This is a genomic window from Microtetraspora sp. AC03309 (genome assembly GCF_020826795.1).
Taxonomy (GTDB): domain Bacteria; phylum Actinomycetota; class Actinomycetes; order Streptosporangiales; family Streptosporangiaceae; genus Microtetraspora; species Microtetraspora glauca.
In genome coordinates this window covers 44,681-66,071 of the sequence record NZ_JADDIL010000050.1, presented here as the reverse complement: position 1 = coordinate 66,071, position 21,391 = coordinate 44,681, and the positions used below count along the sequence as shown (strand labels likewise).

Genomic DNA, 21,391 nt, shown 5'->3' with positions numbered 1-21,391 from the left:
GGCCCCACGCGGACGTGTCCGAGGCGGAGGAGGTGTCCGTCGGTTCGCCCGCCGGGTCCTCACGCTGTCGCTCTCCACCGGGAGTTCCCCCGAGAGCCACGGAAGACGGCTCAGATCGGGAGCGGCAGCACGCGGCCGGCCACGATGAGCGCCACCTCCTCGGACTCGCGGGCGAGACGCTGGTTGAGGCGCCCCAGGGCGTCGCGGAAGAGCCGGCCGCTCGCGGTCGCCGGGATCACGCCGAACCCGACCTCGTCGCTCACGGCGACGACCCGTGCCGATGTCCGCCGCCACGCCTCGACCAGCTCGTCGCACCGCAGAGCCACCCGGTCGAGCGGGGACGGCTCCATGTCGGTCGTACGGAAGGCGTCGTTCTCGCGGTGACCCTCATCCTCGTGGGGGTAGTCGCCCCGTCGGGGAGCGGCGCCTTCGCGGGGGCCGCCGTTCTCGTGTGGGGAGTCCTGATCGTCGAGGGTGTTCCGCCCTTGTGCGGTCTCGCTCTCCTGGCCCGGCCAGGCGCCGCACTCGTCGAAGACGGCGGCGATCCAGGTGCCGAGCCCGTCGATGAGGAGTGTTCCGGACGACGCGCGGAGCAGCCCGGCGAGGTCGGTGGTCTCCACCGTCCCCCAGCGCGCGGGACGACGGTCGCGGTGCGCCCGCACCCTGGCGAGCCAGGAAGGATCGTCACCACCCGAGGGGCCCGTCGCCACATAGGTGACCTCCGCCTCGGCCGCGAGCCGAAGTTCCGCCTCCTCCGATTTGCCGGAACGGGCGCCGCCGAGCAGGAGTGTGCGCCGTGGCGCGGACCGGGCGGGTGAGGGCAGGTCCCGCGTTTCCAGCGCGGTGCCGTCGGGCACGGCCTCCACCCCCCAGAACACGAGCCGGCGGGCCAGCTCCGCCTCGGACGGGACACGGTGGTCGAGGCCGACGGCGACGACGCGGGTGCGCGGCGTCACCCGGCCCCTCCGGCGCAGGTCGCCGAGCCGCTCGGGCCGGTCGAGCGGGTCGAGGAGCACCACGTCGTACGGCGCGGGCGCCTGTTCGTCCCGAGGCTCCTCCCTCCCTACGCGCCGGATGCCCGTGTGGAGCAGCCGCCCTCCGTCCGGGCCGGTCACCGCGAGACCGTCCGGAGTGTGCTCCATGGAGTGGCCGTCCGGTCCCGGCCGCGGACTCGTGCGGGAGGGGGTGGAGGACGGATCGGGGGAGAGCCGTACCACGTCGTCGACGACGACCGACAGGGGGCGGCGGGGCAGGGCGCTCGTCCGTCCGCAGGAGGCGCAGCGGCAGCCGGGGGAGGGCCATCCTTCGGGGCCGGCCGTTCCCTCCAGGAATATCCTCATTTCGTCCCCTCCGTGCCGCAGGGCCCGCCCGGTGCCGGACCCCGCTGAGGCCGTCGCTCGCTCCTCCCGGTCCTGTACGCCGGGTCCGCGCGACGCCATCTTCCCGTGCCGCCCGCCCGCGGCGGATGGCGGGGCGTCGGAAGGCCGTTCCCGGTACGTACTGGAAGGATCGCCGTCCTGAGCGGTTGTATGGTCGGCGGGACCTGCTCGGAGATCGCGAACCACCGGATCGCGGCCGGGGCGGGCGTCGGCCGGACCCGGAAAAGGAGCGTAAGTCATGACGTGGCGATGGCGTTACGAGGATGCGAACGGTGGCGAGGTGACCAACCGGGACCTGCCGAGGGAGATCTTCACGAGCCAGGCCGACGCCGAGTCCTGGCTCGGGGAGAACTGGCGGGAGCTGCTGGATTCCGGCGTCGAGCAGGTGTCGCTGCTTGAGGAGGACCGCGTCGAGTACGCGGCGATGTCGCTGCGCTCGGAGTGATGAGCCGCGCGATGCCGTGATGACCGCCCCCGGCTCCGCGTCTGTGGCCGGGGCGGCGGCGGTCAAGCGGCGGCGGTCAAGCGGTGGCGGTCAAGCGGTGGCGGTCAAGAGGTGGCGGTCAAGAGGTGGGCGCGCCGCCGCGCCGTACCTCATGCGCGAGCCCTCATGCGCGAGCCCTCATGCGCGAGCCCTCATGCGCGCGCGATACGCGGGCCTTTTGTTCCAGGTACGGCGCGGCGGCTTCAGGCGGCACCAAGGGAGTCGAGCCAGGCGAGCAGGCGGGCGCCCTCGCGGTCCATGACCCCCGGGTCCCGCAGGGCGTTGGCCAGCAGGGACATGCCCTGATAGGCGCCCACCAGCGTCAGGGCCAGGCCGTCTGGTTCCGGCTGGCCCAGCTCGCGGAACTGACGCTCCACCCAGGCGAGCAGTAGCCGGATGACCTTGCCCGCCTCGACGTCGAGGCCGCCCTCGTCGCGCTTGTCCAGTTCGACGGCGAGGGTGCCGGTAGGGCAGCCGTAGCGGGCGGCGAGGTCGCGCTGGCCCATCCAGGTCTCGATGAGGCTTCTGAGGCGCAGGCGGGGGTCGGCGAGCTGGTCCAGGTGGCCGGTGAGCAGTTCCAGTTGCCGCGCGTGCTCGGAGAGCGCGGCGGCGACCAGATCGTCCTTGGTCTTGAAGTAGTAGTACACGTTGCCGGCGGGGACGTCGGCCACCCGCGCGATGTCGGCGATGGTGGTGCGCTCGGCACCCTGCCGGTGCAGGACTTCCGCCGCGGCCCTCATGAGGCGCCGCCGCTTGGCGTCAGCCGCCCGGACTCGGCCGGACTCTTTCAAGTCAGTCACCTGACTAACTATATGCCTCTCATGTGTTAGGGTCCTTCTTAGTCAGTCCACTAACTAACAACTGGAAGGGCCTCTCATGATCGTTGTCACCGGTGCCACCGGGAACGTCGGCCGTACGCTGGTCCGCATCCTCGCCGAACAGGGTCGCGAGGTGACCGCGGTCTCCCGCCGGATGGCGCAGGCCGACGTGCCGTCCGGCGTCCGCGCGGTCGCCGCCGACCTCTCGCAGCCGCCCGCCGACGTGTTCTCGGGGGCGGACGCGGTCTTCCTGCTGGTCGGCGGAGAGCTGATGATGGTCGGCGATCCGGTCCGGGTCGTCGCCCCGTTGGCGGCCGCGGGCAGGATCGTCCTGCTCTCCTCCCAGGGGGTGGCCACCCGCCCGGACTCCTTGTCGCACGGCCGGGCGTTCGCCGCCTACGAGCAGGCCGTCATGGACTCCGGCGCCGAGTGGGCCATCCTGCGGCCCGGAGGCTTCGCCTCCAACGCCTACGCCTGGGCGCCGTCCATCAAAACGTCCCGTACGGCCGCCGCCCCCTTCGGCGAGGTCGGCCTCCCGGTCATCGATCCCGACGACATCGCCGCCGTGGCCGCCGTCACCCTGACTCGGCCGGGCCACGCGGAGGCGATCTACGAACTGACCGGCCCCGCGCCGATCACCGCGCGCGGCCGCGCGGCCGCCATCGGTGACGCCATCGGCGAGCCCGTCACCTTCGTGGACCAGACCCGAGAGGAGGCCCGCGCCCAGATGCTCACCTTCATGCCCGCCCCGGTGGCGGACACCACCCTCGACATCCTCGGCACCCCGACCGTCCGGGAGCAGACCGTCAGCCCCGACGTCGAGAAGATCCTCGGTCGCGCCCCCGGCACCTTTGTCGACTGGGCCAGGCGCAACGCCGCGGCCTTTCGCTGATGCCGTTCGCTGATGTCGCGGCCGGCCGGGGCGCTCAACCCCTACCCATGTAGCGGAATGCGAGACGTCATCTCTATTGACGGAACCTTTGGCACAGGTTTAGCGTGGCGGAAAGACGACCACCCGCAGGAGAGCGCCATGATCCACGTTGCCGTACCCGGCTTCGGGGCGATCCTGTCCGGCTGGGAGGAACCGATGCGAGTCCGCCCGCCGCGGAAGGGCATGCGCCCGGGCACCGCCGCGGGAGATCCGCAGACCCCTTTCTGATCTCCGCATCAGAGGCGAGCGGCGCCGCACGAGCGGTCCCGCGGCGTCGTCCGCCGTCCTCGCCTGTCCGGACTCCCGCATCCCGGCTGTGACGGCCTTTTCGAGCTGTCACCGCCCTTCTGAGACGCGACCCCCAAAGTACTCGGAGTGCATCATCATGACCACAGAGGTCTCCCTGTCCCCGATCACCGGCCCGTCCGCATGGCGTGGCGACGAGCTGGCCGGATCCACCGAATGGATCTACCTCCTCAGCGACGCGGAGCGCGAGGAGCTCGAGGAGGTCGGCCGTAAGTTCGTCGCGGACGACCCCGACCTGCGCACCGTGGTCGCGGCCGACTATCCGCTGTCCGCCGCGACCGGTCTGATGGAGGAGTGCGCGCGGCAGATGGACGCCGGGCGCGGGTTCGTCCTGATCCGCGGTCTGCGCACCGAGGAGTACGGCGACGCGCTGGCAGGTGCGATCTTCTTCGTGATGGGCCTGCACCTCGGCACGCCGATGGAGCAGAACCAGCTCGGCAACGTGCTCGACCACGTCATCGCGACGTCCAACAAGACGCTGGACGACCCGGGCGCGCTGCCGTCGCGGGTGCGCGACCGGCTGCCGTTCCACTCCGACAGCTCCGACGTCGTCGCGCTGATGTGCCTGCGCGCCTCGAAGGAGGGCGGCGCCAGCAGCCTGGTGAGCGGTACGACGATCTACAACGAGATCCTGCGCCGTCGGCCCGACCTCGCCCCCCTGCTGTTCGAGCCCTGGCACTGGGACTGGCGGGGCCAGGACCCGGACGCGCTGTCCGAGACCTACGTGTCCCCGATCTGCAGCTACGTCGACGGCATCTTCAGCACGTACGCGGGCAGCACGATGATCTTCTCCGCGCAGAAGTACGACGGCGTGCCGCGGCTGACCGAGGACCAGATCGAGCTGCTGAACCTCTACGACGAGATCACCCAGGAGCCCGGACTCGCGCTCGACATGGACTTCCAGCCGGGTGACGTCCAGTGGCTGCTGAACTACGCCGCCCTGCACTCGCGCACCGAGTACATCGACTGGCCGGAGCCGGAGCGCCGCCGCCACCTGCTCCGCCTCTGGCTCAAGCGCGACGTGGGCCGCCCGCTCGTGGACGGCTTCGGCAAGAACGTCGTGAAGGCGCGCGGCGCCGAGGAGAAGAAGCTGGTGGAGGGCGGCGCCTTCCACATCGCCGAGGCGGTCGTGCCCAACCAGGACTGGGGCAACTGACCGCTGGTCCGGCCCGCGACGGAACGGCCGACAGGGATCGCCCCCCTGTCGGCCGTTCCCGTCTGTCCGCCCGGCCGGTCCCGGCCGCTTCTCCCCAAACGGAGATGCCCTGGGGAACGGTCCCCAGGGCATCTCGTGTACGTGTTCCTAGGCCGACGGTGCCGACGGTGTCGACGGCTCGGTGAGCTGCCGGTGCACCTCGCCGCTGTCCCAGTAGTCCGTACGGTGCGTGATCAGGCCGTGCGCGCCCACCCGGAAGCGGAAGACGCCGCGTATCCGGACCGGCTTGCGCCCGGCGGAGACCAGCGTGAACGACATTTGGTAGGCGAGCGCCGCCCGGCCGTCCTCCACGATCAGGTCCTCGACGGCGTAGTGCAGGTCCGCGAAGTCGGCCAGGAACCCCGTGAGGTTCGTGCGGTAGCGATCGCGGCCGGTGACGTCACGGCCGAGCGTGGACGTGTGCTCGTTGACGAAGTCCGGACTCACGCAGGCCGCGATCGCGTCGGCGTCGTGCGCGTTCAGCGCGGCGACGTACCGCGCGACCGCGGCCCGGGTGAGTTCGGAGCTCAGGAGGGGTTCGCCCACAGCTTGCGCACCGTGTCGAACACCTGCTGGTTGTGCGAGATCTCGATGACGTTGCCGTCGGGGTCCTTCAGGGCGCAGATGTAGCCGACCGGGTCGGGCATGTCCCTGGGCTCCCAGTGCAGGCAGCCCAGGTCGCGCGCCCGCTCGGCGATCGCGTCCACGTCGCCGCGCTCCGGCACCTCGATGCCGATGTGCGCGAACGGCGTCAACAGCCCGAGCTGCCCGCCCTTGTCCTTGTTGAAGGACACGAGCACCAGCACCATCGGCGTCTCGACCTGCTTGTCGTTGGACAACCAGGCGCTCTCACCGTCGGCGTCCCGGAACCGCTCCACGACGACCAGCGGCGTCAGCGCCGTGTAGAAGTCGATCGCCTTGTCGAGGTCGCCGGTCGGCAGCGCCACGTGCGTCCAGCGTGCCTGGGACAGACCGCTCATTTCTTCCTCCGATTTGTCTGATCCATCAAGGGGTGGGTCATGGTGCCGTCCGTCAGGTGGAACCCCGTACGAACGGTTGCCCGAGCGCCTTCGGTTCGCGGTTCCTGGTCGCGAAGACCAGCATCGCGAGCAGCGCGAGCAGGTACGGCGCGACGACCAGGAGCTGCGAGTTCAGCGTCAGGCCGAGGGCGGGAAGCGCGAGGCGCATGGCGTCGGCCAGGCCGAAGAGCACGCAGCCGAGCAGCGTGCGGCCCAGCCGCCAGGCGCCGAAGATCACCGCCGCGATGACGATGTACCCGCGCCCCGCCGTCATGTTCTGGTTGAACGAGCCGACCTCGCCCACCGCCAGGTAGGCGCCGCCGAGGCCGGCCAGCGCGCCGCACCACAGCAGCGCCTGGCGGCGGCGCAGGTTGACGTGGATGCCGGTGACGTCGGCGGCCTGCGGCTGCTCGCCGACGGCCCGCAGCTCCAGCCCCCACCTGCTGCGCTCCACGAGCCACCAGGTCAGCGGGATGACGAGGATCAGCAGGTATACCGGCCACCGCTCGACGAACAGCGGATGGCCGATCAGGGGGATGTCCCGCAGCCACGGGACGCTCACCTGCGACACCTGGTGGGAGTCGAACGAGCTGATCGTGATCAGGAAGCTGGTCAGCCCCAGCACGAGGGCGTTCAGCACCAGACCGACCACGAACGTGTTGACCTCCAGGCGGTGCGCGAGGTTCCCGTGCACGAAGCCGATCAGCAGTCCGATCAGCACACCCGCCACCAGTCCGGTGGTGGCGCTGCCGGTCGCCGACGCCGTGGCCACCGAGCCGAACGCGGCGCCCAGCATCATGGCCTCGAGCGAGATGTTCATCGTCCCGGCCCGCTCGGCGAGGTACTCGCCGCAGGCGGCGAAGGCCAGCGGCACCGTGAGCCGGATCCCGCTGGACAGGATCGTGGAGATGTCGTCGGCGGCGCTCACGCGATCGCCTCCTCTGCGACGGGAGTGGCCTCACGGCGGGATCCCGCCGTTCGGTCGCTGGAACGGCGCCGCCTGACGAGGGCGACGACCACGGGCGGTGCGACGAAGGCGAGCACCAGCAGCGCCTTGACCACGTCCACCAGGAACGAGGGCACCCCGGTCGCCGCCAGGAAGCCGCCTCCCGAGCGCAGCACGCCGAAGAGCAGGGCGACGGGCATGGCGGCCAGCGGCCGGTTGCGCGCGACCAGGGCGACCAGCAGGCCGTCCCAGCCGATGTTCATCGCTATGCCCGGCTGGAGCCGGTTGACTCCCACCGGGCTGGCCAGCAGGACCGCCCCGGCGAGGCCGGCCAGCGCCCCGGAGATCGCCAGCGCGGCACCGCCCAGCGCGTTGACGCGTACGCCCGCGTGCTTGGCGGCGAGGGGGTTGCGGCCGAGCATGGTGAGGCGGAAGCCCCAGGGAGTGCGCGTGATCGCCACCGCGACGAGCACGGCCGCGACCACCGCGAGGATCAGGCCGCCGTTGATCTGCAGGTCGGGGTACTCGCCGAACGAGCCCAGCAGGCCCGAGGGAGGCAGCGGGTTGGACTGCGGCGAGACCGGCGCGTTGCCGACCCGGGACTCCTGCAGCAGCCACGGCATGTTCACCGCGTACGCGACGACCTGCTGGGCGACGAAGGTCATCAGCATCGTGCTGACGACGACGTTGACCCCGCGCAGCCGGTACATGAGCGAGCTGAGGCCCGCCCACGCGCCCGCGGCCAGCGCGGCGGCCGCCAGCATGACCACCAGCAGCACTGGGCCGGTGATCGCCAGGCGCAGGCCGACCCAGGCCGCGGCGAGCGCGCCGATGAGCACCTGGCCTTCCTGTCCGATGTTGAACAGGCCGGAGCGCGCGCTGACGCAGGCGCCGACCGCGACGAGCAGCAGCGGAGCCATGTAGAGCAGCGTGGACGTCCACGCCGTCCAGTCCGCCATGCTGCCCTGGAACAGGGCCTGGACCGACGCGGCGGGCGAGCCCCCGGTGATCGCGATGAGCGCGGACGAGAGGGCGAGCGCCACGAGCAGGGCGAGCACGGTCGCCGCCGTGGTCTGCCAGCCGTACGGGCCGGGGTTGAGGTGGCGGAGCAGGCGGCGGCCGGTCCCCGAGGGGACGGCGGGAGAGGAGGCGGTCACGCGGCCACCCCGCCCACCAGCATGCCGAGCCGCTCCGCCGTGGCCTCCCCTGTGGAGAGCACGCCGGTGATCCGTCCCGAGGAGATCACCGCGATCCGGGACGCCAGAGCCATGACCTCCTCCAGCTCGGTGGATATCAGCAACACCGCCACACCTCCTGACGCCGCGTCCCGCAACCGCTGGTACATGTCCTCGATGGCCCCCACATCCAGCCCGTGGGTGGGCTGCGCGGCGATGAGGACGCCGGGCCCGGCCGACAGCTCGCGGGCGAGGACGACCCGTTGCTGGTTGCCTCCGGACAGGCTCCGGACCGGCGTGTCCATGGACGGGGTGACGATGTTGAACTCCGCCGCGAGGCGGCGCGCGATGGCGTGCATCCTGCGTCGGCTGATGAAACCGCGGCCGCTGACGTCGCCGATGGACTTCATCACCAGGTTCTCGGCGACGCTCATGTCCAGCACGACGCCGGAGCTGTGCCGGTCCTCCGGGATGATGCCGAGACCGGCCCGGTGCAGCGCCCCGGGCCGGTCCAGCTCGACCGGACGCCCCGCGAGTTCGACCGTCCCCGAGGTGGGGAGGACGAGCCCGGAGAGCAGGTCGCCGAGGGTGGACTGGCCGTTGCCCTCGACGCCGTACAGACCGACGATCTCGCCGGGGGCGACGTCCAGGCTCAGGTCGGACAGGACGGCCACGCCGTCGATCGTCACCGTCAGATCGCGCAGCCGCAGCGCCGGTGCCGTCCCGGGCGCCGCCGCGTCGGTGCCAGTGCCAGTGCCGGTGCCGGTGCCGGTGCCGGTGCCGGGGTCCGCGGGGGCCGGGGCGCCGTCCACCGGCAGCATGCCGAGTGCGGCTCCCTCGGCCCGCAGCGAGACGTCCCGCCCCACCATCTGGCGGGCCAGCTCCGGCGGCATGGTCGCGGAGGTCTCACTGTGGAAGACCACCTTCCCCTTGCGCAGCACGGTCACCCGGTCCGTGGCCGCGGTGATCTCCGCCAGCTTGTGGCTGATCAGGATCACCGCGCGGTTCTCTGCGCGTACGACGTGGCGCAGGACGGTGAACAGCTCCGCCGACTCGGCCTGCGTCAGCACCGAGGTCGGCTCGTCGAGGATGAGCACCGACGGGTCCCGGCGCAGGCACTTGATCAGCTCGACCCGTTGCCGCTCTCCGGCGGAGAGCCGGTCGACGCGGGCGGTGGGGTCGATCGGCAGGCCGTACCGCCGGGACACCTCCTCCACCTGGCGGCACGCGGCGGCGCGGTCGATCTTCCCGGTGTCGCCGAGGATGACGTTCTCCCAGACGGTCAGCGCGTCGATCAGGCTGAAGTGCTGGTGCACCATGCCGATGCCCAGCGCCACGGCCGCCTGAGGGTTGTGGACGTCCACCGGCGTCTCGCCGCGCATGATCGTCCCGGAGTCCCGCTGGACCAGCCCCAGGAGGATCTTCATGAGCGTCGACTTGCCCGCGCCGTTCTCTCCGAGCAGACCGTGGATCTCGCCGTGGTGCACGTCGAGATCCACGTTGTCGGAGGCGACGACCGGGCCGTAGCGCTTGCTGATGCCCCGCAGCCGCAGAGCGGGGGCCGATGGCGGGGTCAGCTCCCTCGCCCGCTCGTCATCTGTCATCTCAGGAACCGAGCCTCTTGACTTCCGCGGCGGGGTCGAACTTGTTGGCGCCGACGTCGGCGATGAACGCGTCGAGCTTCTCCTTGACCTCCGGCTTGTCGCCGCACAGCTTCACCGTCGGGTACGGGTCGACGCCGAGCTGCCAGACCTTCTTGACGCCCATCTGCAGCTTGCCCGCGGCGAAGCTCTCCAGCGCGGAGGCGAAGTAGTCGCCCGGGCTGAACAGCACGGAGACGTCGAACTTGGGCTTGGTGGAGGCGCACTGGTCGGTGCCCGGGGTGAGGGTGTAGACGTCGTTGGCGTTGGCCAGCTCCGTGGCGGCGTTCGTGGCGCCACCGAGGTACGGGTACACCACCTTGACGCCCTGGCTGATCTGCGCCTGCATCGCCTCCTTGGCCTTGGCCGAGTCGTTGAGGTCGCCGGTGAAGGTCGTCACCACCTTCGCGTCGGGGATCACGAGGCGGATGCCCGCGCGGTACGCCCGCACCGCCGAGGTGGTGAAGTCGACCTCGGGACCGGTGATGAAACCGGCCTTGGTGTCGCCGCGCTCCTTCAGCAGCAGGCCGGCGGCGTACCCGGCGGCCAGCAGGCTCTGGTTGGCGTCGTCGACGGAGAGCATGATCTTCGGCGTCTGCGGGATGTTGTCGGCGGACGGCACGTACCACGCCGTGTTGGCGCAGACCGGCTCCTCGGAGGCGGGGATCGCGTCCCTCAGCTCCGAGGCGCCCAGCGCCACCATGTCGACCTTCTGCTGGCAGAGCGCCCGCGCGGCGCTGAGCGCCTCACTGGTGTTCACGCTGCCCCGCTTGATGAGCGTCCAGCCTTGTGACGTGGCGTACTTCTCGGCGGTGTCGACGAAGCTCTGGTAGTAGCCGCCGTCGTTGATGTCGCCGGGGCTGAGCACCCCGATGACGACCTTGCCGTCGCCGTTGACGTCCGGCTGGCCGGCCTGGGTGCCGCCGCCCGAGGTGCTGCCGGCGGTCGCGGCCGGAGCCTTCGCCGCGGTCGCGTCGTTGCCGGCACATCCGGCCAGGGCGATCGTGCCGAGGCAGGCGATCATCGCACCGGCGGCCTTGCCCGCTCGGTAGTTTCCGGCCATAACGATCCTCTCGATCTTCTGGGGGCTCGATCTGCTGGGAGTTCGTAGGGGAGTTGTCGGGTCGTGATTCCGGGCAGTGATCTTCAGGGGGTGTGGTCAGGATGATCTTCGGGAGTACGCCGCCGCCGGGATCGACGGCCAGCGGTGCGGTACGTCCAGGCCGGCCCGGCGCAGCAGCGCCGCGGACCGCTCGGCGGCCTCGCGGCGCAGCGCGCCGGTGTCGACGGTGGTGAGCCCGCGGTCGCGGACGACGACCTTGCCGTCGACCAGCACGTCGCGGACCGTGTGCGTCGGCGCGCCCCACACCAGGTGCGTGGCGAGGTCGCCCCTGGGGGTCCAGGACAGGTCCCGGGTGTCGAGTACGACCAGGTCGGCGGCCTTGCCGACCTCGATCGAGCCGACGAGGTGGCCGAGTCCGACCGCCTCGGCGCCGTCGATCGTCGCCAGGGCGAAGACCTGGTCGGCGCGCAGGACGGGCGCCTCGTCCCGGTCGCGCTCCAGCGCGGCGAGCAACCGCGCCGCGCCGAGCAGGTCGGGCACGTCACCGGCGTTGTGGGAGTCGCAGCCGAGGGCGACCCTGCCGCCCCGGCGGACCAGTTCCCCGTGCCGTCCTGCCCGGCCATATCCCTGGCCGAGCCGCAGGTACGCCCCGGGACAGGAGGCGACGGCCGTACCCGTCTCGACGACGGCGTCGAGTTCGGCGTCGTCCAGCCAGACGGCGTGGCCGAGCAGCAGCCGGGGACCCAGCACGCCGAGCCGCCGGAAGTGCAGCACGGGCCGGGTGCCCGCCCGCTCCGCGTAGGCCCGCGCGTCGGCGGCGCTGGGGGAGATGTGCCAGGTCAGCCCCACGTCCAGCCGCTCGGCCAGCTCCGCCGCGCCGACGAACAGCTCGTCGCTCGCCAGGTCGTGCCCGACCAGGGTGACCCAGCCGGTGACGGTCCCGCCCGGCGGGAGAGCGCGTACGGTCTCCTCCTGGAGGGCCAGGCTCTCCGCGGCGGGCAGCGCGTGGGCGACACCCGGCACGTCCCAGCCCCAGCGGCCGACGCGGGCGCGGATCCCGGCCGAGGCGAGGCCCGTCGCCACCCTCAGCGGGTGGGCGACCGTACCGGGCTCCAGGATCGTGGTGACGCCGCGGAGGAGGGACTCGGCGGCCGTCAGGGTCGCCGACAGCTCGTCGTCGTCGCCGGTGACCTGGTCGTGCAGCGGAACGATCCACCCGAAGATCGCCTCCTCGGAGGCGATGTCGTCCGGGATCATGCTGCGTACCAGGGGATCGGCGGTCGTGTGCTGGTGCGCGTTGACCAGTCCGGGGATCACCACGCACTCCCGCGCGTCCAGCTCCGGGGCGCCGGGGAATCGGGCCCGCAGCTCGTCCGCCGGGCCGATCGCGGCGACACGCCCGGCGGCCACGGCGATCGTGGCTCCGGTGACCACCTCGCGTCCGGGGGCCATCGTCACCACGTCGCCGCCCACGACGAGCAGGTCCGCGTGGCCGTCCCCGGGCGCGGACGCCGTGACGGGTGCCGTGACGGGTGCCGTGACGGGTGCTGTGTCGGGTGTCGTGTCAGGTGCCGTCATGGCCGCACCAGGACCCGGCCGACGAGCGACCGGGAGTCGCCCCGGCCGAAGGTCGGGTGCAGCTCCTCGAACCCGCACTCGGCGGCCACGAGGGTGCGCAGGCCACCCGAGAAGTACGTGTCCAGCATGAGGGAGAAATCGTCGGCGGTGTAGGCGCCGGATCCGAGCAGCCGCAGGCCGCGGTGGTAGACGTTCGCCAGCGAGAGGGAGACCTCGTCGCCCGTCGTGTTGCCGAACATCACCAGCCGGCCGCCGATCCGCAGGCAGTCGAGCGAGCGCTGCCAGGTGGCGGCGCCGACGTGGTCGAGGACCACGTCGGCCCCGCGGCCGCCGGTGAAGTCGCGCACCGGCCCGGAGATCGGGGCGTCGCCGCGCAGCAGCAGGTCGGCGCCGAGGCCTGCGGCGGCGGCGAGCTTCTCGTCGGTGCTGGCCACCGCGACGACCCGGGCCCCGGCCTGCTTGGCGAGCTGGATCGCGGCGATGCTGACCGAGCTGGCCGCCGCCTGGACGACGACGCAGTCGTCCGGACCGACCTCGCCCACGCGGTACGTCGCCTGCCAGGCGGTGCTCCACGGTGTCGGCAGCGCCGCGGCCTCGTCGAGGCCGACGTGCTCCGGCACCGGGTGGGCCAGATCGGCCGGCACGGCGACGAACTCGGCGTAGCCTCCAGGGGCGTTGCCGCCGATGACCCGCAGCGCCGCGCAGTGTCCGCGCTCTCCGGCCAGGCAGTGCGCGCAGGAGCCGCAGCCCACGGTGGGGTCGATCACCACACGGTCGCCGACGGCCCGCGACGTGACGGAGGCGCCGGTCGCCACCACGTGCCCGGCGATGTCCATGCCGGCGATGTGCGGCAGGCTGAAGCCGGGGAGCATCCCGGGGCCGCGCCGCTGGAGAAGGTCCAGGCGGTTGAGCGCGCAGGCGGCCACTCGGACGACCACGTCGTGCGGACCGGGTTCGGGCTCGGGGACCCGCTGGACGGCCACCGCCTCCGGGCCTCCGAAGGCCGTCTGGACCAGTGCTCGCACGCTACCCTCCACGGATCGCCAATGTTGATGCCATCTCGCATTGTGATTCGGTGGCTCGCAATGCGACGTACTCTGCTACCGCTCCGGTAGCGTGTCAATGCCCCGACGGCATCTGGCTCCGCACGTCACGCGCTTGTTACACGCGGGTCGCCGGGAGGGGATACACGCATGTCGGAACGGTTCCGCGCGGGTTACACAGTGACGCCGCCGGTACGGACACCGGTACCGGCACCGGCGCGAACACCGGTACCGGCACCGGCGCGGACGCCGGTGTGGACACGGGGCCGGGGCCCCCGGTCAGCGCTCCAGGAGGCGGATCGCGACCGCCTTCTCCTGGGTGTACTCCCGCATCGCGCCGTGGCCGCCGCCCCGGCTGAAGCCGCTGTCCTTCTGCATGTTGAACGGGAAGCCGATCACCCCGGCGTCGGCGAACTGGTTCACCGACACCTGCCCGGAGCGCACCTCCCCGGCCAGTCGCAGCGCACGCGACACGTCATTGGTCCAGACGCACGCGAGCAGGCCGAAGTCGGTGTCGTTCATCATCTCGATCGCCTGCCGGGTGCCGGAGAACGCCTGTACGGCGAGCACGGGGCCGAAGACCTCCTCCCGGTACAGCCGGGCGCCGGGATCCACGTCGTCGAAGAGCGTGGGCTCGACGAACCAGCCGTCCGGCCGTCCCCCCGCCCGTTGCCCGGCGGGGCCGCCGCCGGTGACGAGGCGGGCGCCCTCGCGCGGAGCCTCCTCCAGGAAGCCGAGCACCCGCCGGTACTGCGCCTCGCTGACCAGCGGTCCCATGTCGAGGTCCGCGTCCCAGGGGCCGATGCGGACGGCGCGCATCGCGGCGGCCACCCGCTCGACGACCTCGTCCTTGACGGACGCCTCCACCAGCAGCCGGGACCCGGCGTAGCAGTTCTGGCCGGCGTTCTCGGTGATGGACCCGACGATCGCGGGGATCGCCACGTCCATGTCGGCGTCGGCGAAGAGCACGTTGGGCGACTTGCCGCCCAGTTCGAGCTTGACCGGCACCAGGTTCTCGGCGGCGGCCCGCATGATCGCGCGGCCGGTGGCGGTCGAGCCGACGAAGCTGATGTGGTTCACGCCGGGATGCGAGGTGAGCGCGGCTCCCGCGTCGGCTCCGTACCCTGTGAGGACGTTCAGCACGCCGGGCGGGAACCCGGCCTGCCGGGCGAGCTCGGCCAGGGCGAACGGCGCGAGCGGCGCCACCTCCGACGGCTTGAGGACCACGGTGTTGCCCGCCGCGAGCGCCGGTGCGACATTGGCCGCCGTGAGCACGGAGGGAACGTTCCATGGGAGTACGACGGCGCAGACGCCGTACGGTTCCTGGACGGTGTAGCCGAGGTAGTCGGGGGTGCGGGTGGGCAGGGTCACGCCGGTGAGCTTGTCGGCCGCGCCCGCGAAGTAGTCGATGATGCTCTGCGCGATGTACACGTTCATCCGGCCGCCGGACAACGGTTTGCCCACGTCGCGGGCTTCGTGTGCGGCCAGTTCCTCGACGTGTCCGCCGATGAGCTCGGCCCAGCGGCGCAGCAGCGCGCCGCGCTCGGACGGCGAGGTGGCGGCCCAGGCGGGGAACGCCCGGCGGGCGGCGGACACGGCGTCGTCGACGTCCGCGCGTCCGGCGCGGGCCACCGCCTGGATCGTCTGTCCGGTCGCGGGATCCGTGACGGGAAGCTCGCCCCTGTCGCGGGCGGCCGCCCACTCGCCGTCGATCAGCTGCTGGGCGGAAGGGATCAGGAGTTCGGCCATGGAGGGAATCCTTGACCGCCAATATTCTGCATGTCAAGATGCCATCTCGTTTTATGAAAAGCTCTGAGGAGGTCTCGTGCGCATCACCGCCGCAGTTCTGGAGACAGCGGGAGGCCCGTTCGCCCTCCGTGACGTGGACCTCGGCGACCCCCGCCCGGACGAGGTGCTCGTACGGCTGAGCGGCACCGGCATCTGCGGCACCGACCTGGAGTTCGCCACGTTCTTCCCGACGCCCGCGGTCCTCGGGCACGAGGGTTCCGGCGTCGTCGAGCGGGTCGGCGCCCAGGTGACCTCCGTCGCGCCGGGGGACCGCGTGGCGATGAGCTTCACCTCGTGCGGAAGTTGTGTGACGTGCCGTACCGGCTCGCCCGCGTACTGCCACCGGTTCGACGCGGTCAACTTCAGCGGGCGCCGCCCCGACGGCTCCTCCGCGCTCTCCCTCGACGGCGCCGAGATCAACGGGCACTTCCTCGGGCAGTCGTCCTTCGCCACCCACGCGGTGGTGCCGGAACGCGCGGTCGTGCCGATCGGCGACGGCATCGACCTGCCGCTCGCCGGTCCCTTCGGCTGCGGGTTCCAGACCGGGGCGGGCGGAGTGTTCAACGTGCTGCGCCCGGAGGCCGGCTCCTCGATCGCGATCTTCGGCGCCGGTGCCGTCGGCGTCGCCGCGATCATCGCCGCGGCCGTCAGCGGCTGTGGGATCGTCGCGGCGGTGGACGTCAACGCGGCCAAGCTGGAGGCGGCGCGATCCTACGGCGCGACGCACGCCGTCGACTCCACGGCGTCGGATTCGGCTGCCGCGCTGCGGGAGATCGTGCCCCACGGGTTCGACTACGTCATCGACACCACCGGCAGGCAGGACGTCCTGCGTACGGCGGTCGAGGCGCTCGGACCGCTCGGCAGGTGCGGCGTCATCGGCGTCGGCCCGAGCCCCGAGATGAGCTTCGACTGGCGCAGCGTGCTCAACGGGCGGACCATCACCGGGATCATCGCCGGAAGCAGCGTCCCGCAGGTGTTCCTGCCGAAGCTGCTCGACCTGCACGCCGCGGGCCGGTTCCCGGTGGACCGGATGATGACCGCGTTCCCGTTCGAGAAGATCAACGAGGCCGTCGCCGCGGTACGCGCGGGCGAGGTCGCGAAAGCCGTCCTGACGTTCTGACGTTCTGCACGTTCTGCACGCTCTGGCGCCCGACGTTCCTGCGGTCCCTCCCGGGAGCCGGGCCGCCGCGATATCGCCGCATTCCGCGAGACATTGTCTCGCGGAGTGAGCACGGTTAGACTCCCGGGACCACAGACACCCAGTGGCGCGGCTGGGAAACACCGCGCGTCGTCCATGTATGTGGGGCCTGTGCACCATGACCCGACAGGTTGACTTCGACCACCACTCCGCCCTGTGCACGGAGGACCCGGTCGCCTACTACGAGTCCTTCCGCGAAGGCTGCCCGGTCGGCCGGACGACGGCCCACGGCGGCTACGTCTACACGACCCGCTACGCCGACGTGGTCCGCGTCGCCCGTGACGACGCGACCTTCTCCTCCTCGCGGGCCGCCGCGGGCAGGGACCGGGTCGCGATCGTGATCCCGAGCGGGCCCGGCCTGGAGCAGTACCCGATCGAGCTGGACCCGCCGGATTCCACGGGGTACCGCGACCTGATCAATCCGCTGCTCACCCCGGACGCCGTCGAGAGGCTCCGGCCGATGATCGCCCGGCACGCGACGCGCGTCGTGGACGCGTTCGTCGAGCTCGGCTCGGCCGACTTCGTCAGGGACCTGACCAACCCGCTGCCGGCCGCGGTCACCCTGGACTGGCTCGGCTTCCCCGAGGAGGACTGGGCCCCGCTGGCCGGGCCCATCCACGACATCTTCGCCGCGCCCGCCGACAGCGACCGGGCCCGCCGCGGGGCCGAGGGCCTCGTCCACATGGAGCGGCGGATCCGCGAGCTGGTACGGCTGCGCCGCGAGGAGCCCGCGGACGACGCGGTGAGCTTCCTCGTCGCGCGGCGCCGCCCCGACGGCGAACCGTTCGGCGAGGACGAGCTCGTCTCCGTGATCGGCCTGCTCATCGCGGGCGGCGTGGACACCACCACGTCACTGACCGGTTCCGTCCTCGTGCACCTGAGCCGGAACCCGGACCAGCGCCGGCGCCTCATCGAGTCGCCGGACCTGCTGGACACGGCGACCGAGGAGTTCCTCCGCGCGTTCGCCCCCTCGCAGTCCATGGCGCGTACGGCCCTGGCCGACGCGGAGGTCGGCGGGTGCCCGGTGCGCGCGGGCGAGCGCGTGCTGATCCCCTGGGTCGCGGCCAACCACGACCCGGCGGTCTTCCCCGACCCGGCCGAGATCCGGCTGGACCGGGACGCCACCCGCCACCTCAGCTTCGGCATCGGCACGCACCGCTGCGCCGGGGCCCACCTGGCCCGTGCCATGTTCCGCGAGATGATCACCCAGGTGCTGACCAGGCTGCCCGACTTCAGGGTGCTGGAGGAGGGCCTGGTCGCCTACCCCACCCGGGGCAACCAGTCCGGCTGGGACGCCATCCCCGCCGTCTTCACGCCGGGGCCCCGCAGGGGGACGCCCTCCTCGTCCGGCGCTCCGGCGGCCTTCCAGCAGGCGGTGCCGTTCGATGTCGTGATCACGGCGGCGGAGGCCGTCGCCGACGGCGTGCTGGCGCTGACGCTGGCCGCGCCGGACGGGGAGGCACTGCCCGCGTGGGCGCCGGGCGCGCACCTGGAGTTCCGCCTCCCGTCGGGACGCATCCGGCAGTACTCCCTCTGCGGCGACCCGGAGGACCGCGCCTCCTACCGCGTGGCCGTATTGCGGGAGGACGGTGGGCGCGGCGGCTCGGCCGAGCTGCACGATCTCGCCCGCGCCGGCGTGACCGTCACCGTGAAGGGACCGCGCAACCACTTCCCCCTCGTCTCCGCCGAGGACTACCTGTTCCTCGCCGGAGGCATCGGCATCACCCCGATCCTGGCCATGGTGCGGGCCGCCGCCCGCGACGGCGCGCCCCTGCGCGCCGTCTACGGCGGCAGGTCGCGTTCCTCCATGGCGTTCGGGGACGAGCTGGTGGAGCACGCGGGGGAGCACGCCGAGCTGCTGCCGCAGGACGAGCACGGCCTGCCCGACCTGGACGCCGTCCTGGGCTCGGCGGGTCCGGGTACCGCGATCTACTGCTGCGGTCCCGCGGGGATGATCGAGGCGGTCGAGCGGGCCTGCGCGCGCCTCGGCGTCGGCGACCGGCTGCACATCGAACGGTTCGCGGCCGGCGACGACCTGGAGGTGGCGTTCGACCCCGCGGGCAACACCGCGTTCGACGTCCATCTCGCCCGCAGCGGCCGCACGGTGCGGGTCAGGGAGGACCAGCGCATCATCGAGGCGGTGCGCGAGGCCGTCCCCGGGCTCTCCTACGACTGCGAGAAGGGGTACTGCGGCGCCTGCGAGACGCGGGTGCTCGCCGGAACCCCCGAGCACCGGGACTCCCTGCTCACCCCGGAGGAGCGGGAGTCCGGCCGGACCATGATGATCTGCGTGGGCCGCTCGACGTCACCCCGCCTGGTGCTGGACCTCTGACGGCGCCTCCGGCCCCCTGCGGGGCCGGGTGCCGGAACCCCGACGGTCGGTCCTTCCCGTACGCGCCCCGAGGGCGGGGGAGGGACCGGCCGCTCAGGCGAGGCCGTCCGGCGACTCCCGGCCCAGCTCCGTGGTGATCTCGGCGGTGACGCGCTTGAGCGCCTCGGCGGCGGGGGAGCCGCTGCCCGGCGGCACCGAGTCCGTGGTCGCCACGACGGCCATCGTCGCGATCGGCACCTGGTCGCGGAACACCGGCGCGGCGATGGTGCGCACGCCGTTCACCGACGGCGTGTTGGCCGAGATGTTCTCCTCGCGGATCTTCTTCAGCTCCTGGCGCAGTTCGGGGGACGCGTCCAGCTCCTGGGCCAGCCCGGGTACGTCGCCCTCCGGCAGGAACGCGCAGAAGACCCGGCCCTGGGCGGATTCGGTGCGGGACAGCCGGGTGCCGGTCCGCACGCTCACGCGGATGATGCGGTCGGTGTTGTCGTCCACCCGGACCACCACCGCGCTGTCGCCGTCCCAGACGCTCAGCACGACCGTCTCGTCGATCTCGCGGACCAGCCGCTGCATGTACGGCCCGGCGATGCCGATCACCGGCATCCCGGCCCGCGCGGCGGCGGACAACGTCAGGATCTGCGGGCCCAGGGAGTACAGCGCCTCACGGTCGTCGTAGCGCAGCAGGTTGCTCTCGCGCAGCGCCTTCGTGTACCGGTGCGCGGTCGCCTTGCTCGTGCCCAGGCTGGCGGTCAGCTCGTTGAGGCTGAGCTGGGGACGGCTGACCGTGAACGCGCTGAGGATCATGGCCGCGCGCTGGACGGTCTGGATCGCCGGGGCCGCCCGGTCGCCCCCGGCGCCGGGAGGGGCAGGCGTCGTCTCGTCACCCATGTGGCTCCTTCGTGTCGCGGTGATGGCTCGGAGGTGGCTCGCGTTCCATTTTCCGAGACGCCATCTTGTGAAAGGATACGGTTCCCATCCGGTGGGACGGAGCGGTCCGGCGGTGAAGATCTTCTCAGGACTGAGACGGTTCGAGAACTGGTTCGCCGTAAACGACATGCCGCAAGACGATTTCCGCGTATATACGGGCAAATCGCAGCAAAGTGTCCAATTCGACCACATCCCGGCGCGGGTCCGCCGGGTCCGGCCGTACGGCGGGGCCGACCCTGACGGTGGGCACGCCGTGGCCGCGCAGGACCACGCCGTCGGTCGAGCCCTTCCAGCCCTTCACGGGCGGGGGCGGCCCGCCGTGCTCACGCCGCCACGCGGCGGCGGCGTGCCGTACGACGGCCGCGTCCGGCGGCGTGACGCCGGCGGGATGGGCCTCGCGTGCCTCGACGACCGGCGCGCACCCCTCCAGGGGGCCACCCCGCAGACCGGCCTCCAGTGCCTCCCTGATGTCGGCGGCGATGCGCTCGACGTCGTCGCCGGGGACGGTGACCACGTAGAGATGCAGCTCGACGACGCCGGGCAGCAGGTCGGGCTTGGCCGCGAGGCCGCCGCGCACCGCGCCGATGCCGGCCTCGGCGGCGACCTGGCCGCCGGACCCGGCGCGGGCCGCGGCGTACTCCGCGCGCCATCGCTCCAGGACGGCGATCACCTCGCCCAGATGGGCGATCAGGCCACCCTCGGGCGGCGCCGCGTCCCTGGCGAGCACCGGACGGTATCCCGTGCCCAGCCGGACCCGGACGAACGCCGCCCCCGGCTCCTCGTACAGGATCCCGGGCGGGCCGCACTTGGCCACCACGGCGGCCTCGGGGCGCGGGTGTGTCCGGAGGTATTCCTCCACACCGACCGGCGCGGCCGACTCGGTGGTGGCGGCGAAGGGGGAGGCATGCGTGCCCGCGCTCGCCAGCAGCAGCGTGAGCCGGTGCGGGACACCCGCGTCGAGGAGCGCCGCAGCGGCGGCCGTGTACCCCGCCAGGGCCGCGGCGGCCGGGGCCCGCGCGACACCGAGGCCGAAGCCGGCGAGCAGCCCCGCCTCGGGGGTCACGGTCAGGGGAGCGGGGGGAGTGTCGATCCCCGTCGCCCACCGGTCCCGCGTGGCATCGCCGGGCAGGGAGGTGTCGAGATGGGAGTAGAGGAGCAGCTCCCCGCTTCGGGTGCCGCCCTCATGGACCGAGGTGGCGACGAGGTTCGCGCCCGAGGCCCCGATGTCGTCGCGGCGGAAGGACAGGGCGGGCCACAGCGGCCCGGCCCACTCCGCGAGCCGGGTCGCGGTGTCGCGTTCGGCGCCGCGCGGGCTCGGGCCCGCGGCGAGCAGCCGTACCGTCTCGACGATCCGGTCACCGCTGATCGCGGCGTGGGCGGCGCTCCGCAGGCGTTCCAGGGGGTCGGTCGTCACGCGCGCTCCAGACGTTCCGCTCGGGCTCAGCGATGGGGCGCGGAGGACCCTCATCGCACTGATGCTAACTCCATTCAAGATGCCATCTCGCATCTTGACAACGTTTGCGGCCGGATCCTACTGTTCCCTCACGTCGGTGGAGAGGCTGATTCCGCAGG

Annotated in this window: 19 protein-coding genes; 6 read left to right on the top strand and 13 right to left on the bottom strand. The window is 72.2% G+C overall.

Annotated elements, in window-relative coordinates; all coding sequences use genetic code 11:
* Window positions 1-110 precede the first annotated feature (110 nt).
* Entirely contained in the window at window positions 111-1,340 is a 1,230-nt protein-coding gene (locus tag IMZ11_RS26675) for a bifunctional adenosylcobinamide kinase/adenosylcobinamide-phosphate guanylyltransferase (RefSeq protein ID WP_228645181.1), read from the bottom strand.
* Window positions 1,341-1,617: 277 nt separating this feature from the next.
* On the opposite strand from IMZ11_RS26675, the gene IMZ11_RS26670 reads away from it, so the two are divergent.
* Window positions 1,618-1,824 (top strand): hypothetical protein, encoded by a 207-nt coding sequence (locus IMZ11_RS26670; protein ID WP_228645180.1) that lies wholly within the window; start codon window positions 1,618-1,620, stop codon window positions 1,822-1,824.
* A gap of 242 nt (window positions 1,825-2,066) precedes the next feature.
* On the opposite strand, the gene IMZ11_RS26665 is transcribed toward IMZ11_RS26670, so the two are convergent.
* The gene (locus tag IMZ11_RS26665; protein ID WP_228645179.1) at window positions 2,067-2,663 is read right to left on the bottom strand and encodes a TetR/AcrR family transcriptional regulator; all 597 of its coding nucleotides are present in this window, start codon (window positions 2,661-2,663) and stop codon (window positions 2,067-2,069) included.
* A 76-nt stretch (window positions 2,664-2,739) separates the two neighbouring features.
* Here IMZ11_RS26665 and IMZ11_RS26660 point away from each other — a divergent pair, with 76 nt between their 5' ends.
* The 3 genes from IMZ11_RS26660 to IMZ11_RS26655 all read left to right on the top strand — a co-directional run bounded on the left by IMZ11_RS26660 (window position 2,740) and on the right by IMZ11_RS26655 (window position 5,074).
* On the top strand, window positions 2,740-3,573 hold the full coding sequence (locus IMZ11_RS26660; protein WP_228645178.1) for an NAD(P)H-binding protein: 834 nt from the start codon (window positions 2,740-2,742) through the stop codon (window positions 3,571-3,573).
* A gap of 138 nt (window positions 3,574-3,711) precedes the next feature.
* Window positions 3,712-3,840, top strand: coding sequence for a hypothetical protein (locus IMZ11_RS45520; protein ID WP_255707150.1), 129 nt, complete (start codon window positions 3,712-3,714; stop codon window positions 3,838-3,840).
* 157 nt (window positions 3,841-3,997) lie between these two features.
* Window positions 3,998-5,074 (top strand): TauD/TfdA family dioxygenase, encoded by a 1,077-nt coding sequence (locus IMZ11_RS26655; RefSeq protein WP_228645177.1) that lies wholly within the window; start codon window positions 3,998-4,000, stop codon window positions 5,072-5,074.
* Window positions 5,075-5,221: 147 nt separating this feature from the next.
* Here the strand turns inward: IMZ11_RS26655 and IMZ11_RS26650 are convergent, their stop codons facing one another.
* The 9 genes from IMZ11_RS26650 to IMZ11_RS26610 all read right to left on the bottom strand — a co-directional run bounded on the left by IMZ11_RS26650 (window position 5,222) and on the right by IMZ11_RS26610 (window position 15,326).
* Window positions 5,222-5,659: a nuclear transport factor 2 family protein gene (locus IMZ11_RS26650; RefSeq protein ID WP_228645176.1), complete on the bottom strand. Its 438-nt coding sequence runs from the start codon at window positions 5,657-5,659 to the stop codon at window positions 5,222-5,224.
* Window positions 5,641-6,093: a VOC family protein gene (locus tag IMZ11_RS26645; RefSeq protein WP_061256464.1), complete on the bottom strand. Its 453-nt coding sequence runs from the start codon at window positions 6,091-6,093 to the stop codon at window positions 5,641-5,643. The genes IMZ11_RS26650 and IMZ11_RS26645 overlap by 19 nt, the downstream gene beginning before the upstream one ends.
* Window positions 6,094-6,145: 52 nt before the next feature.
* The gene (locus IMZ11_RS26640; protein WP_061256466.1) at window positions 6,146-7,060 is read right to left on the bottom strand and encodes an ABC transporter permease; all 915 of its coding nucleotides are present in this window, start codon (window positions 7,058-7,060) and stop codon (window positions 6,146-6,148) included.
* Window positions 7,057-8,235: an ABC transporter permease gene (locus IMZ11_RS26635; protein WP_228645175.1), complete on the bottom strand. Its 1,179-nt coding sequence runs from the start codon at window positions 8,233-8,235 to the stop codon at window positions 7,057-7,059. The genes IMZ11_RS26640 and IMZ11_RS26635 overlap by 4 nt, the downstream gene beginning before the upstream one ends.
* A complete protein-coding gene (locus IMZ11_RS26630) occupies window positions 8,232-9,857 on the bottom strand; it encodes an ABC transporter ATP-binding protein (RefSeq protein WP_228645174.1) in 1,626 nt (541 codons plus the stop codon). The genes IMZ11_RS26635 and IMZ11_RS26630 overlap by 4 nt, the downstream gene beginning before the upstream one ends.
* 1 nt (window position 9,858) lies before the next feature.
* A complete protein-coding gene (locus IMZ11_RS26625; protein WP_228645173.1) occupies window positions 9,859-10,956 on the bottom strand; it encodes a BMP family ABC transporter substrate-binding protein in 1,098 nt (365 codons plus the stop codon).
* Window positions 10,957-11,052: 96 nt separating this feature from the next.
* Entirely contained in the window at window positions 11,053-12,534 is a 1,482-nt protein-coding gene (locus tag IMZ11_RS26620) for an amidohydrolase family protein (RefSeq protein WP_228645172.1), read from the bottom strand.
* Window positions 12,531-13,559 (bottom strand): zinc-binding dehydrogenase, encoded by a 1,029-nt coding sequence (locus tag IMZ11_RS26615; protein ID WP_228645171.1) that lies wholly within the window; start codon window positions 13,557-13,559, stop codon window positions 12,531-12,533. The genes IMZ11_RS26620 and IMZ11_RS26615 overlap by 4 nt, the downstream gene beginning before the upstream one ends.
* Before the next feature lie 297 nt (window positions 13,560-13,856).
* Window positions 13,857-15,326 (bottom strand): aldehyde dehydrogenase, encoded by a 1,470-nt coding sequence (locus IMZ11_RS26610; protein ID WP_228645170.1) that lies wholly within the window; start codon window positions 15,324-15,326, stop codon window positions 13,857-13,859.
* Between the two features lie 76 nt (window positions 15,327-15,402).
* Between IMZ11_RS26610 and IMZ11_RS26605 the strand changes: the two genes are divergently transcribed.
* Complete coding sequence (locus tag IMZ11_RS26605; RefSeq protein WP_228645169.1) at window positions 15,403-16,485, top strand: NAD(P)-dependent alcohol dehydrogenase; 1,083 nt, start codon at window positions 15,403-15,405, stop codon at window positions 16,483-16,485.
* Between the two features lie 196 nt (window positions 16,486-16,681).
* Window positions 16,682-18,895, top strand: coding sequence for a cytochrome P450 (locus IMZ11_RS26600; protein ID WP_228645168.1), 2,214 nt, complete (start codon window positions 16,682-16,684; stop codon window positions 18,893-18,895).
* Window positions 18,896-18,988: 93 nt separating this feature from the next.
* On the opposite strand, the gene IMZ11_RS26595 is transcribed toward IMZ11_RS26600, so the two are convergent.
* Complete coding sequence (locus IMZ11_RS26595; RefSeq protein ID WP_228645167.1) at window positions 18,989-19,780, bottom strand: IclR family transcriptional regulator; 792 nt, start codon at window positions 19,778-19,780, stop codon at window positions 18,989-18,991.
* 124 nt (window positions 19,781-19,904) lie between these two features.
* Entirely contained in the window at window positions 19,905-21,233 is a 1,329-nt protein-coding gene (locus tag IMZ11_RS26590; RefSeq protein WP_228645166.1) for a hypothetical protein, read from the bottom strand.
* Window positions 21,234-21,391 lie beyond the last annotated feature (158 nt).